Origin of the sequence: Paracoccus sanguinis, assembly GCF_900106665.1 — a bacterium.
Classification (GTDB): domain Bacteria; phylum Pseudomonadota; class Alphaproteobacteria; order Rhodobacterales; family Rhodobacteraceae; genus Paracoccus; species Paracoccus panacisoli.
The window spans coordinates 937,427-949,625 of record NZ_FNNA01000001.1 but is presented as its reverse complement, the minus strand read 5'-3'; the positions used below and the strand labels follow the sequence as shown (position 1 = coordinate 949,625).

Here is a 12,199-nt window from a genome sequence, read left to right as displayed (position 1 = left end):
GCCCGTGCCCGTGTCAGCTCAGCCGGTGACGGCCTTGCCGACGTAGGTCTCGGTGCCCACCCGCACGGCGATCCGGCCATTGCCGAGATCGCGTTCGAACATCCCCTGCACGGATATGCAGCTGCCCACGGTGATGGTGCGGATCATGGATCATTCCTCCCCAGGAATCTGCGGCCTCGGCCGCGTCACAACCCCACGTTACGCAAGCAGGGTTAATGAAAGGTAACCGGGCGGCGCAGGATGGCGCGCTTGGTTCGCCGGTGACACCGATTTGTCACAGTCGGCGACGCCTAAACCGCTCATTTGCATAAAAACTCGGCAGACTGCCCGGCGGGACGGCGACCCGGCGAGGCCGTCACAGCCACTCGCGCAGAACGGGAATCAGCGGCAGGTCGGCGGGCGGCATCGGGTAGCGTGTCAGGTCGCCCGCCCGGACCCAGGCGAGCTGCTGCCCCTCGCGCGGGTGCGGCACACCCTGCCAGCGCCGGCAGGCGAAGAGCGGCATGAGCAGGTGGAAGTCGGGGTAGCTGTGGCTGGCGAAGGTGAGGGGGGAGAGGCACGAGTGCCACGTCTCGATCCCCAGCTCTTCGTGCAACTCGCGGATGAGCGCGGCCTCGGGCGTCTCGCCGGGGTCCACCTTGCCGCCCGGGAACTCCCACAGGCCCGCGAGCGACTTGCCCTCGGGTCGCTGGGCCAGAAGCACCCGGCCCTCGGGGTCGATCAGCGCCACGGCCGACACCAGCAGCAGTTTCATCGGCTTCTTTCTGGTTCAAATAACCCGAGGCGGGGGGCGGGCGCGGCGTCTAGGCCGCCGCGCCGCGTTCCGTCAGGACCGATAGTCGGCGTTGATGTCGATGTAGCGGTGCGTCAGGTCGCAGGTCCAGACCGTCCGAGCCCCGCGCCCCAGCCCCAGATCGACGCCGATCACGAGGCTGTCGCCCTTCATGTAGGCGCTCGCCGCCGCCTCGTCATAGGTCGGCGCCCGCCAGCCGTTTTCGGCCAGCACCATGTCGCCGAAGCGGATCGACAGGCGGTCGCGGTCGGCCGCAGCGCCCGACTTGCCCACCGCGGCCACGACCCGGCCCCAGTTGGCGTCCTCGCCGGCGATGGCGGTCTTGACCAGCGGACTGTTGGCGATCGCCATCGCAACCTTGTGCGCGTCCGCGACCGAGGTCGCCCCGGTCACCTGCACCTCGACGAACTTCGTCGCCCCCTCGCCGTCGCGCACCACCTGCTGCGCGAGGTCGAGCATCACGCCCTTGAGCGCCGCCACGAAATCCCGCGCCACCTTCGAGCGCAGGTCGGCGATCGGCGCCGCCGGCGAACGCCCGGTCGCGGCCAGGATCAGCGCGTCCGAGGTCGAGGTGTCGCTGTCCACGGTGATGGCGTTGAACGTCTCGTCCATCTGCCCCGACAGCATCCGCTGCAACAGCGGCGGCGCGATGGCCGCGTCGGTGAAGAGATAGACCAGCATCGTCGCCATGTCGGGGGCGATCATCCCCGAGCCCTTGGCGATCCCGGCGATGCGGATCGGCCCGCCGTCGCCGGCGATCTCGGCCGAGGCGCCCTTGGGGAAGGTGTCGGTGGTCATGATCGCGCGGGCCGCGTCGGCGATGCCGTCCGGCCTGAGGCTCGCGGCCAGCGCCTCGGTCACGTCCACGATCCGCTGCGCCGGCAGCGGCTCTCCGATCACGCCGGTCGAGGACGAGAACACCCGCCGCGCCGGCACGCCGAGCGCCTTGGCGATCGCGCCGGTCACCCGGTCCACGCTGCGCTGGCCCTCGGCCCCGGTGAAGGCGTTGGCGTTGCCCGAGTTGACGATGATCGCCGCCCCGCCGGCGCTGTCCTGCGCGCCCTTGAGCTTGTCCTGGCAGTCGAGGACGCAGGCCGCCCGCGTGGACGAGCGGGTGAAGGCCCCGGCGATGGCGGTGCCGGGCGCCAGCCGGACCAGCATGACGTCGGTCCGGCCCTGGTACTTGATCCCGGCCGAGGCGGCCGCGAACTCGACCCCCTCGATCACCGGCAGGTCGGGGAAGCGGGCCGGGGCGAGCGGCGAGACGAGCGTCTCTTTCGCCTTCGCCGGGGCGGGGGCCGCGGCGGCCGCCTTGCGCGCCGCCTTGTCGGCCTTGTCCGCCTTGCCGGCTTTCTTGCCGTCCGCCTTCTTGCCGGCCTTCGCCGTCTTGTCCGACTTGGCCATCGTCACTTGTCCAGCAGATCGGTCTTGTTCAGCAGCCCGGCGTCGAGCCCCGGCACCTTCTCGATCTTGGCGGCGGTCACCTGCTTCTGGATCTCGGCCTCGACCTTCTGGCGGCGCACCTGCATGGCCAGCTGGTCGCGGATCGCGTCGAACTCGGGCGCGGCCTGGGTGCGGGTGTCGTTCAGCTTGATGACGTGCCAGCCGAACTGCGACTGGACCGGGGCCGAAACCTCGCCCTTCTTCAGCGCCACCACGGCGTCGGCGAAGGGCTTGACCATCATGTCCGGCGTGAACCAGCCGAGGTCGCCCTTGTTGGCGCCGCTGTTGTCGGTCGACTTCTCTTCCGCCAGCTTGCCGAAGTCGGCCCCCTTGGCGAGCTCGTCGGCGATGGCCTTGGCCTCTTCCTCGGTCTTCACGAGGATGTGCGAGGCGCTGTATTCCTCTTTCGGGGTCTTGTCGGCGCCGAAGGCCGCGTCATAGGCGGCGCGCAGCTCGGCCTCGGTCGGCTCGGCCCCGGCGATCCGCTCGAGCGCCGCGCCCGAGAGGTACGCCCGGCGGTCCAGCTCGATGATGGCGGTGTCGCGGGGGGTCATCGACTGCGCCGCGACCTGCGAAACGGCCGTCTGGCTGATCATCTGGTCCAGCATCATGTCCCAGAGCGCGGTGTCGGGCAAGTCGGCCGCGCCGTGCTGCATCCCCTCTTTCATCGCGATCATCTGACCCAGCGTGATCGCCTCTCCGTTCACGGTGGCGACGACGGTGGTCGCGGTCGGGGTGCCGGTGGCGGGGGCGGCGGTCGTCACGGTGGGGGCGGCGCCTGCGGCCGGTGCGGGCGAGGTGGCCGGGGCGGCCGGCGTAGCTGCGGCCGGGGCGGCTGCGGCCGGGGCGGCATCGGCGGCCGGGGCTGCCTCGGCGGCGGGGGCGGCCGGGGTTTCGGCCAGGGCGGTCCCGGCCAGCAGCAGCGCGGCAGCCAGCGCAGTCGTCGATTTCAGCATGACGGAAGGTTTCCTCGGGTGGGGCCCGGCCGCGGCCGGGCAGGGGCGAGCGTTGACAGTCCGGCAGGTCGGGCCTACATCCGGCGCAACCGAAATAGGCGCGCCCGCCGCCGATTTTCCGGCCCGTTGATAGGGCAAGGCCGTCGGTCGGGGCAAGTGGGCAGCGGGCCCTCTGCGCTCAATCAGACAGGACGTTATGCTCGGCATCGGTAATCTGGCAAAGTCGATCTTTGGCACTCCCAACGATCGCAAGGTGAAATCCGTCCGCCCGCTGGTCGCCCAGATCAACGCGCTCGAGCCGCGCTTCCAGCAGATGTCGGACGCCGACCTGATCGGCAAGACCCGCGAGCTGCAGGGCCGCGCCCAGTCCGGCGAGCCCCTCGACCGGCTTCTGCCCGAGGCCTTCGCCAACTGCCGCGAGGGCGCGCGCCGGGCGCTGGGCCTGCGGGCCTTCGACACCCAGCTGATGGGCGGGATCTTCCTGCACCAGGGCAACATCGCCGAGATGAAGACGGGCGAGGGCAAGACGCTGGTCGCCACCTTCCCGGCCTATCTGAACGCGCTGGCCGGCAAGGGCGTCCATGTCGTCACGGTCAACGACTACCTCGCCAAGCGCGACGCCGAGTGGATGGGCAAGGTCTTTGCCCAGCTCGGCATGACGACCGGGGTCGTCTATCCCTTCCAGGGCGACCAGGAAAAGCGCGACGCCTATCGCGCCGACGTGACCTATGCCACGAACAACGAGCTGGGCTTCGACTATCTGCGCGACAACATGAAAGGGTCGATCGAAGAGATGACCCAGCGCGGGCATTTCTTCGCCATCGTGGACGAGGTCGACTCGATCCTCATCGACGAGGCGCGCACGCCCCTCATCATCTCGGGGCCGAGCCAGGACCGCAGCGAGCTTTACAAGCTCTTGGACGTGATCGTGCCCGAGCTGACCGAGGCGCATTACAAGCTGGACGAAAAGACCCGCAACGCCACCTTCACCGAGGACGGCAACGAGTTCATGGAAAAGCGCCTGCAGGCGGCGGGCATCCTGCCGGCCGACCAGACGCTCTACGACCCCGAATCGACCACCATCGTCCACCACGCCAACCAGGCGCTGCGGGCCCACAAGCTGTTCAAGCGCGACCAGAACTATGTCGTGAAGGACGGCGAGGTGGTGCTGATCGACGAGTTCACCGGCCGGATGATGGCCGGCCGCCGCCTGTCGGACGGCCTGCATCAGGCGATCGAGGCCAAGGAGGGCGTCGAGATCCAGCCCGAGAACGTGACGCTCGCCAGCGTGACGTTCCAGAACTACTTCCGCCTCTACGCCAAGCTGTCGGGCATGACCGGCACCGCCGCGACCGAGGCCGAGGAGTTCGCCGAGATCTACAAGCTCGGCGTGGTCGAGGTGCCGACCAACCGCCCGATCCAGCGGATCGACGACCACGACCGCGTCTATCGCACCGCGGCCGAGAAATACGCCGCCGTGATCGACGCGATCCGCGAGGCCCACGACCGCGGCCAGCCGCTGCTGGTCGGCACGACGAGCATCGAGAAATCCGAGATGCTGTCCGAGATGCTGAAGGCCGAGGGCATCCCGCACAATGTGCTCAACGCCCGCCAGCACGAGCAGGAGGCGTATATCGTTGCCGAGGCCGGCAAGCCCGGCGCGGTGACCATCGCCACCAACATGGCCGGCCGCGGGACCGACATCCAGCTGGGCGGCAACGTCGAGATGAAGGTGATGCAGGCGCTGGCCGCGAACCCCGAGGCCCACCCCGACGAGCTGCGCGCCCGGATCGAGGCCGAGCACGCCGCCGACAAGCAGGCGGTGCTGGGGGCGGGCGGGCTCTTCGTGCTCGCCACCGAGCGGCACGAGAGCCGGCGGATCGACAACCAGCTGCGCGGCCGCTCGGGCCGCCAGGGTGACCCGGGCAAGTCGCTGTTCTTCCTGTCGCTCGAGGACGACCTGATGCGGATCTTCGGGTCCGAGCGGCTGGACAAGGTGCTGTCCACGCTGGGGATGAAAGAGGGCGAGGCGATCATCCACCCGTGGGTGAACAAGTCGCTCGAGCGCGCCCAGGCCAAGGTCGAGGGGCGCAACTTCGACATCCGCAAGCAACTGCTCAAGTTCGACGACGTGATGAACGACCAGCGCAAGGCGATCTTCTCGCAGCGCCGCGAGATCATGGAATCGGACGACGCCGGCGACATCGCGATGGACATGCGCCATCAGGTGATCGACGACCTGATCGACCAGTTCATGCCGGAAAAGGCCTATGCCGAGCAGTGGGACACCGACGGGCTCAAGGCCGCGGTGATCGAGCGGCTGAACATGGACCTGCCGGTGGCCGAATGGGCCGCCGAGGACGGGGTGGACCGCAACGTCGTGGCCGAGCGCATCCGCGAGGCGACCGACGCCTACATGGCCCAGAAGGCCGAGCAGTTCGGCCCCGAGCAGATGGCGCAGATCGAAAAGCAGGTGATCCTGCAGCAGATCGACGGCAAGTGGCGCGAGCACCTGGTGACGCTCGAGCATCTGCGCTCGGTCGTGGGCTTCCGCGGCTACGCCCAGCGCGACCCGCTGTCGGAGTACAAGACCGAGAGCTTCCAGCTGTTCGAGGGGCTTCTGGACGGGCTGCGCGGCGAGGTGACGCAGAACCTCGCCCGCATCCGCCCGCTGACCGACGCCGAGCGCGCCGAGATGATGCGCCAGTACCAGGCGCAGCTCGCGGCGCAGTCGGCGGCGATGCATCCCGAGCACGAAGAAGCCGAGGGCGGCGAGCCGTCGGCCCACGTCCCCGGCTTCGACGAGAACGACCCGACGACGTGGGGCGACCCGGCCCGCAACGACCCGTGCCCCTGCGGCTCGGGCGAGCGGTTCAAGAACTGCCACGGCCGGCTGGTCTGATCAGGGTGCCGAGAGGTTAGGCGGCGCGCCGCCTGCTGCTCGACCGCGGTGCGATGTGGGGGCTGTGGGGCGAGGCTTGCCGCATCCGGCGTCCGACCGACGCGCTCACCGGGATGATGCGGGGGGATCCTGCGCAGTCGGCCCCGTGATCGGCGTCGATACGCTCGAAGGGAGAAGTGGCCGGGGGCGGCGTGTCCTCGGATCGCGCGCCGGGCCGGTGCGAGAGCGGGCCCACACGCGACAATCCGGCCCGCAACGCCGCTTGACATAGCGGCTCAGGCGCGCGGCTCAAGTCCTGACACGGGCGGGTGGTCTGATAGCGGGGGCGGCTTCACCGATTGCGCTACTAGGCGGCGCAGACCCTCGCCCGCATCCGACGCTCTCGACACCGAGAGCCGGGATGACGAGCCAGGCTGACGCGAAGTTCGGCCCGCAAAAGTTGTTGACGGACCCAAGAACGGGGGGGGGCGGGGGCGGCTTGAGTCCTCGTTCCCGCTCCCGTCCTTGATGAGAGCCACCACACGGGGCGACCCGTCCCACAACGCACCGTGCCCCTCCTGCTCGGGCAACCAGTTCAACATCTGCACGGCCGGCTGCGCTGCCGGCAGAGGGGTGGGTTTGGGCGGGCCGCGCGGCGTGTCGCCAGAACCTCGCCCGCCAGCTGCTGCCCGACGCCGAACGGGTTAAGAGGCGGCTTCGATTTCCGGCGCAGCCTGCGGGACAGGTTGCCACGATGCACCCCGAGAACGAAGCGGCCAGCGGCGCCCCATCCTCGGGCCCCCTGCGCCGGGCTTTGACGGGGACTACCCCACCAAATCGGCCGATGCGGCTCAACGGGACCCTGCCCAGCGGTTCATACAAGCCTTTCCCATCCACCACGCGCGGCCATCCTGACGACAGAGGGGAGGTCTGGGCGGCTGAGAGGCGAGGAAGAGCAGACCCTCACCAGCATCCCGACGCCGGCCGAAGCCGAGCAGGCCGAGAGGAGGTGCCCATCCCCGGGTCAGCCTGCGGGACCGTTGCCCACGATGAACCCCGAGGACGAAGCGGCCTACGGCGGGCCGTCCTCGGCCGCCCGCGCGGGCTTCGACTGGGCCTACCGCATCACATCGGGCGATTCGGCCTGCAACGGACCCTGCCATGCGGTTCAGGCAAACGGTTCAAACCCGCCTCGCGCGGCCGTTCTGACGGCAGAGGTCGGTCAGGGCGTTCTGCGAGGCGAGGTGCAGCAGACCCTCGCCAGCATCCCGCCGCTGGCCGAAGCCGAGCGGGCCGAGACGTCTATGTCCGGCGCAGCGTGCGGGACCGTTTTTCACGAATGGGCCCCGATGGCGAAGCGGCCAGGGGCGGCGACCCGACTGGCGACCTTCCCGGCTTCAAAGCGCACGACCCGGCACCGTTGGCCGACCCGGCCGGCAACGGTCGCTGCGCGTGCGGCTCGGACAAGCGCTTCATGACCTGCCACGGCGGAAGGTGACCGCCGACGTACGTGCTCACGGTCTACGTCCGATCCGCGCCATCCCAACCCGCCCCGCGCATCCGCCAACCTGTCCGGTCCTACCCGGGTCTTTCGGCTCGCAGCTATCCCCCTGCCTGATCACCCCAAGACCCTTCCGCCCCACCCGCGGCCGAGCTATGCGAGAGCCCATGAGCACCACCCTTCCGCGCGTTGCCATCCTGCTCGCGACGTTCGACGGCGCCCGGTATCTCGGCGCGCAGCTCGAGAGCCTTGCCGCGCAGCGCCATACCGACTGGCGGCTGGTCGTCTCGGACGACGGCTCGCGGGATGCCACGCGCGAGGTGGTCGCGCGGTTCGCCGACGCCCACCCGACCCGCGATATCCGCCTGATCGAAGGGCCGCGGCAGGGCGCGACGGCAAACTTCCTGTCGCTGATCGAGGCGGTGGCCCCCGGCGAGGCGCTCGCCTTCTGCGATCAGGACGATGTCTGGCTGCCCGACCGCCTCTCGCGCGGCATGGCGGCGCTGACCGCGCACCCCGCGGGCGCGCCGCTGCTGCACGTCACTCGCACCACGATCTGCGATGAGAACCTGCGCCCGCTCGCGCCCGCGCCGCTCTACCGCCGCCCGCCGTCGTTCCGGAATGCACTGGTGCAAGCCTGCACGCCCGGTAACACGATGCTGGTGAACCCTGCCGGCGCGGCGCTCATGCGCGCGGGCGCGCGGGCGGCGGCGGAGGCGAAGGTGATCTCGCATGACTGGTGGAGCTACCAGCTCACCTCGGGCGCCGGCGGGACGGTGATCCGCGATCCGGCGCAGACGGTCCTCTATCGCCAGCACCCGGGCAACGTGATGGGCCGCAACGACACGCTGGCCGCGCGTCTGGCGCGGCTGCGCGGGCTCGGCGGGGGCGCCTATGGTGGCTGGCTCGCCGCCAACGCGAGGGCGCTGCAGCCAAGCGCCACCCTGCTGACCCCCGAGGCCCGCGCGGTCCTCGACCGCTTCGCCGCAGCGCTGGCGATGCCCGGTCCGCAGGCGGCGGCGGAGCTCCTGCGCCTTGGCCTCTACCGCCAGACCCGCACCGGAACCGCCGCCCTCCTCGCCGCCGCCTCAACCGGGCGGTTGCGGCAGGGCGGGAAGGGGAGGGCGGCGGTGCCCAAGGGGACTAGCTAGCTACCAACGGCCTGCGCCTGAGGCACGGGCTACCAACGGCCCGCGCTTGAGGCGTGCGACATTCTGCTGAACCAGAAGGCCCGTGCTTCCGCCACTCCCTGAACCTCCGCGCCCCCTACCGCTCCTGCCGGGCAATGTCGCCAATGAGGATATCGGTGATCTCGGGCACGACACCCTGCGCGGTGCCGAGCAGGCTCCGGCGGAGGACGCGCAGCTGCGGCTCGGCGGTGAAGTTGCCGTCGAACCCGCCGGTGTTGGCGTGGATCAGCATCTGCCGCAGCAGCGCGTCGCGCAGCTTCAGCTCGTGGGCGTAGACCGTTTCGGTCGCGCTCCCCGGCATCTCGACCGAGAGCGAGAGCACCATGGTGCTGTCGAGCCGCCCGTCATGCAGCACCGGCACGAAGAACTGCTGGGGAAACTTGAACCAGGCCGGCCCAGTGCCGCTGCCGGCGCCCCCATGCCCGCCCGCTTCGGAGCCGTGCCCGCCCGCCTTGGCGGGGGCCGCCGCTGCCTCATGGCCACCGGAGGGGGCCGCCGCCGCCCCGTGCCCGCCCGCCGCCGGCGCAGGCGCCGCAGCGTGCCCGCCTGCCTCGGCAGCGGCAGTGTCCGGGTGGCCGTCAGCCCCGTCTGCCGGCGCTTCGGCCGCCACATCGGCCCCCTCAGCGCCGGGGTCGGCGGCGGCCGCTTCGCCTCGGCCGTGCAGGAGGTCCCCCCCGGCGGCGCCGCCGAGGAACGCGACGAGGATCAGCAGGATCGGCAACAGCTTGCGGATCATCGCATCCCCTCAGTACGGCAGCACGATGTCGGCCAGTTGCTGGCCGTAGCGCGGCTGCTGGACGTCGCTGATCTGGCCGTGGCCGCCGTAGCTGATGCGGGCGCCGGCAATGCGGTCATAGGCGACCTCGTTCTCGCGGCTGATGTCCGAGGGGCGGACGAAGCCGCTGACCGTCAGCTCGCGCACCTCGTAGTTCACCCGCACCTCCTGGCTGCCCTGGATGTGCAGCACCCCGTTCGGCAGGCGCTCGATCACCGTGGCCGCGACCCTGAGCGTCAGCTTGTCGCGCCGCGAGATGCTGCCGGTGCCCTTGAAGGTCGACGAGCCCTTGGCCGAGGCGAGCGTGTCCAGGCTCGCGCCCTCGGGCAGGATCTCGTTGATCCGCTGCGGGATGCCGATCATCTGCGGGATGCCGACGCTGTCGGCGGCGGCGCGCGAGCGGCCCGAGCTGTTCTGGATCTCGGCCTTGTCGTCGATCTCGATCACCACGGTCAGGATGTCGCCGCGGGCCGTGGCGCGGCGGTCGCCCACCAGCGACATCTGCTGCCCTGCCCAGAGCGAGGCTGCGCTGTCGGGACGCACCGGCCCGGGCGGCAGAGGCAGCACCGGCTCGGCCATCGCCTGGAACTCGGGCGTGGCGTGGGTGTCGGTCAGGGCCGGCGTGCGGCCGACGTCGGCGACGCGGCCGCAGGCGGTAGCCGTGAGCACCGCGCAGAGGCCGAGGCCGGTGAGGATGAGGGAGGATTTCATGCGCGCGTGTCCTTCAGCGCTGGGCGACGGTGACAGAGCCGTCGGCGTTGACGCGGGCCATCAGCGTGGCGCGCGAGGAGATGTTCATGACCCGGATCACGTCGCCTTCGCCGCCCGCGCCGAGAGCCCGGCCCTCGGTCTCGATCCTGAGCGCGGCGCTTTCGTAGGCGAGCGTCACCAGCTGGTTGCGGGCGACGAGGGTGGGGGCGGTGAGCTGCCCCGCGGTGATCGGCCGGCCCTCGTAGACGGCGACGCGCAGCTGCTTGCCGATCGCGTCGGGCGGGGTCAGCCCGACCCGCGCCGTCACGGCGACCGCCAGGTCCTCGGGGGCGAGCACGGTCCCGGCCGGCAGGGTGCGCGCCGCGGTGATCTCGTCCGCCGCGACCGACAGCGGCAGCAGCGCGAGCAGAAGGATGAGCCAGCCCATCAGCGCAACTGCACGGTGGCGCCGAGCATCTGGTCGGCGGCGGTGATGACCTTGGAGTTCAGCTCGTAGCCGCGCTGGGCCTTGATCAGTTCCGAGATCTCGCGCACCGGATCGACGGCGCTCTCCTCGAGATAGCCCTGCCGCAGTGTCCCGAGCCCCTGTTCTCCCGGCGTGGCGATCATCGGCGCGCCCGAGGCCGGGGTCTCGAGGAACAGGTTCGAGCCCGTCGCCTCGAGCCCCTTTTCGTTCACGAACCCCGCGAGGGTGATCTGGCCGAGGTTCTGCGGCTCGCTCTGGTCGGCGAAATAGGCGTTGACCTCGCCCGTGGCGCTGATCGAGACGCTGCGCGCCTCGGGCGGGATGGTGATGCCGGGGGCGACGGGATAGCCGTCCGAGGTCACGATCTGCCCGTCCGCGGACCGCTTGAGCCCGCCGTCGCGGGTATAGCCCGAGGCGCCCGAGGGCAGCGTCACCTCGAGATAGCCGAACCCGTCGATGGCGAGGTCGAGGTCGCCGCCGGTGGCGCTGAGCGAGCCCTGCGCGAGCGTGATCGTCACCGCCGTGGGCCGCACGCCCAGGCCCATCTGCACCCCGGCCGGGACCATGGTGCCGTCGGCGGCCGAGATGGTGCCCGGGCGCGTGACCTGCTGATAGGCAAGATCGGCGAACTCGGCCCGGCGGGCGTTGTAGCCGGTCGTGGACATGTTGGCGAGGTTCTGGGAAATCACCTCGACCCTGGTCTGCTGAGCCGCCATGCCGGTGGCCGCGATCTGGAGTGCTCTCATGGGCAGGTCGCCTTCTAGCGGGTGGTGGCGGCGATGGCCGCGCGGATGCGCTGGTCCTCGCCCTCAAGGAAGGACTGGCCGAGTTCGTAGGCGCGCTGGACCTCGATCATCCGGGCGATCTCGAGCACCGGGTTGACGTTCGAATCCTCGAGGAACCCCTGGCGCACCACGGCGTCGGGCATCGGCTCGGCGCCCTCGGCCGAGAACAGCGTGCCGCCCTCATGCGTGAGCTTCGCGCGGTCGGGCTGGTCGAAGACCCCGATCCGCCCGACCGGCTGGCCGTCGGCGGACAGCGTGCCGTCCGGCCCCACGCCGAGGCTGCGCGTGCCGGGCGGCACCGCGATCGGCGCCCCGCCCTCGTCGAGCACGCGGTAGCCGTCGGCATTGGTGATCTCGCCCTCGGGCGAGAGCAGGAAGGCGCCGGCGCGGGTGAGTCGGTTGCCCTGCGGCGTCTCGACCATGAAGAACCCGCCCTGCTCGAGCGCGAGGTCGAGCGAGCCGCCGGTCATCGTCAGGCTGCCGGGGGTGAGGTCGACCTCGCGGCCGCGGGCGTTGGCCATCGAAAGGGTCTCGCGCCCGGGACCGCGCGTGGCCAGGGGGGACATGTACTCCGAAAACACCACCCCCTCGCGCCGGAAGCCGGTGGTCGAGCTGTTGGCCATGTTGTTGGCCACGGTGCGCATCTCGCGCATCAGGCCGGACTGGCGGGTGAGGGCGGCGTAGATGGCGTTGTCCAT

At 70.6% G+C, this 12,199-nt stretch carries 12 protein-coding genes; 3 read left to right on the top strand and 9 right to left on the bottom strand.

Features of this window, described 5'->3' with window-relative positions; all coding sequences use genetic code 11:
* Window positions 1–18: 18 nt before the first annotated feature.
* The 4 genes from BLW17_RS18765 to BLW17_RS04640 form a co-directional block, all read right to left on the bottom strand.
* Complete coding sequence (locus tag BLW17_RS18765; RefSeq protein WP_036703932.1) at window positions 19–147, bottom strand: hypothetical protein; 129 nt, start codon at window positions 145–147, stop codon at window positions 19–21.
* 208 nt (window positions 148–355) lie between these two features.
* Window positions 356–754, bottom strand: a complete 399-nt coding sequence (gene mutT / locus BLW17_RS04650) for an 8-oxo-dGTP diphosphatase MutT (RefSeq protein WP_036735321.1) — start codon at window positions 752–754, stop codon at window positions 356–358.
* Between the two features lie 72 nt (window positions 755–826).
* Window positions 827–2,197, bottom strand: coding sequence for a bifunctional glutamate N-acetyltransferase/amino-acid acetyltransferase ArgJ (gene argJ, locus BLW17_RS04645; protein ID WP_036735318.1), 1,371 nt, complete (start codon window positions 2,195–2,197; stop codon window positions 827–829).
* A 2-nt stretch (window positions 2,198–2,199) separates the two neighbouring features.
* Window positions 2,200–3,192 carry a peptidylprolyl isomerase gene (locus tag BLW17_RS04640; RefSeq protein ID WP_244507310.1) on the bottom strand — a complete coding sequence of 331 codons (993 nt, stop codon included), beginning with the start codon at window positions 3,190–3,192 and terminating at the stop codon, window positions 2,200–2,202.
* A 196-nt stretch (window positions 3,193–3,388) separates the two neighbouring features.
* Between BLW17_RS04640 and secA the strand changes: the two genes are divergently transcribed.
* The 3 genes from secA to BLW17_RS04625 all read left to right on the top strand — a co-directional run bounded on the left by secA (window position 3,389) and on the right by BLW17_RS04625 (window position 8,725).
* Window positions 3,389–6,094 carry a preprotein translocase subunit SecA gene (secA, locus tag BLW17_RS04630; protein ID WP_036734982.1) on the top strand — a complete coding sequence of 902 codons (2,706 nt, stop codon included), beginning with the start codon at window positions 3,389–3,391 and terminating at the stop codon, window positions 6,092–6,094.
* Between the two features lie 1,028 nt (window positions 6,095–7,122).
* Entirely contained in the window at window positions 7,123–7,551 is a 429-nt protein-coding gene (locus BLW17_RS18255) for a hypothetical protein (protein WP_211656924.1), read from the top strand.
* A 190-nt stretch (window positions 7,552–7,741) separates the two neighbouring features.
* Window positions 7,742–8,725 carry a glycosyltransferase gene (locus BLW17_RS04625; RefSeq protein WP_052176505.1) on the top strand — a complete coding sequence of 328 codons (984 nt, stop codon included), beginning with the start codon at window positions 7,742–7,744 and terminating at the stop codon, window positions 8,723–8,725.
* Window positions 8,726–8,840: 115 nt separating this feature from the next.
* On the opposite strand, the gene BLW17_RS04620 is transcribed toward BLW17_RS04625, so the two are convergent.
* The 5 genes from BLW17_RS04620 to BLW17_RS04600 are packed head-to-tail and all read right to left on the bottom strand — an operon-like array spanning window position 8,841 to window position 12,199.
* On the bottom strand, window positions 8,841–9,500 hold the full coding sequence (locus BLW17_RS04620) for a hypothetical protein (RefSeq protein WP_052176506.1): 660 nt from the start codon (window positions 9,498–9,500) through the stop codon (window positions 8,841–8,843).
* Window positions 9,501–9,509: 9 nt separating this feature from the next.
* Entirely contained in the window at window positions 9,510–10,250 is a 741-nt protein-coding gene (flgH, locus tag BLW17_RS04615; RefSeq protein WP_036734983.1) for a flagellar basal body L-ring protein FlgH, read from the bottom strand.
* Window positions 10,251–10,263: 13 nt separating this feature from the next.
* The gene (gene flgA / locus BLW17_RS04610; RefSeq protein WP_036734985.1) at window positions 10,264–10,677 is read right to left on the bottom strand and encodes a flagellar basal body P-ring formation chaperone FlgA; all 414 of its coding nucleotides are present in this window, start codon (window positions 10,675–10,677) and stop codon (window positions 10,264–10,266) included.
* The gene (gene flgG / locus BLW17_RS04605) at window positions 10,677–11,462 is read right to left on the bottom strand and encodes a flagellar basal-body rod protein FlgG (RefSeq protein WP_036734988.1); all 786 of its coding nucleotides are present in this window, start codon (window positions 11,460–11,462) and stop codon (window positions 10,677–10,679) included. Before flgG ends, flgA begins: the two co-directional genes overlap by 1 nt.
* Window positions 11,463–11,476: 14 nt before the next feature.
* Window positions 11,477–12,199, bottom strand: a complete 723-nt coding sequence (locus tag BLW17_RS04600) for a flagellar hook-basal body complex protein (RefSeq protein ID WP_036734991.1) — start codon at window positions 12,197–12,199, stop codon at window positions 11,477–11,479.

Excerpts from the sequence above, each read along its gene's own strand:
- argJ (WP_036735318.1), bottom strand. The coding sequence starts at position 2,197 with ATGGCCAAGTCGGACAAGACGGCGAAGGCCGGCAAGAAGGCGGACGGC.
- flgG (WP_036734988.1), bottom strand. The coding sequence starts at position 11,462 with ATGAGAGCACTCCAGATCGCGGCCACCGGCATGGCGGCTCAGCAGACC.
- BLW17_RS04620 (WP_052176506.1), bottom strand. The coding sequence starts at position 9,500 with ATGATCCGCAAGCTGTTGCCGATCCTGCTGATCCTCGTCGCGTTCCTC.
- BLW17_RS04600 (WP_036734991.1), bottom strand. The coding sequence starts at position 12,199 with ATGGACAACGCCATCTACGCCGCCCTCACCCGCCAGTCCGGCCTGATG.
- BLW17_RS04640 (WP_244507310.1), bottom strand. The coding sequence starts at position 3,192 with ATGCTGAAATCGACGACTGCGCTGGCTGCCGCGCTGCTGCTGGCCGGG.
- flgH (WP_036734983.1), bottom strand. The coding sequence starts at position 10,250 with ATGAAATCCTCCCTCATCCTCACCGGCCTCGGCCTCTGCGCGGTGCTC.
- mutT (WP_036735321.1), bottom strand. The coding sequence starts at position 754 with ATGAAACTGCTGCTGGTGTCGGCCGTGGCGCTGATCGACCCCGAGGGC.
- BLW17_RS18255 (WP_211656924.1), top strand. The coding sequence starts at position 7,123 with ATGAACCCCGAGGACGAAGCGGCCTACGGCGGGCCGTCCTCGGCCGCC.
- flgA (WP_036734985.1), bottom strand. The coding sequence starts at position 10,677 with ATGGGCTGGCTCATCCTTCTGCTCGCGCTGCTGCCGCTGTCGGTCGCG.
- BLW17_RS18765 (WP_036703932.1), bottom strand. The coding sequence starts at position 147 with ATGATCCGCACCATCACCGTGGGCAGCTGCATATCCGTGCAGGGGATG.
- BLW17_RS04625 (WP_052176505.1), top strand. The coding sequence starts at position 7,742 with ATGAGCACCACCCTTCCGCGCGTTGCCATCCTGCTCGCGACGTTCGAC.
- secA (WP_036734982.1), top strand. The coding sequence starts at position 3,389 with ATGCTCGGCATCGGTAATCTGGCAAAGTCGATCTTTGGCACTCCCAAC.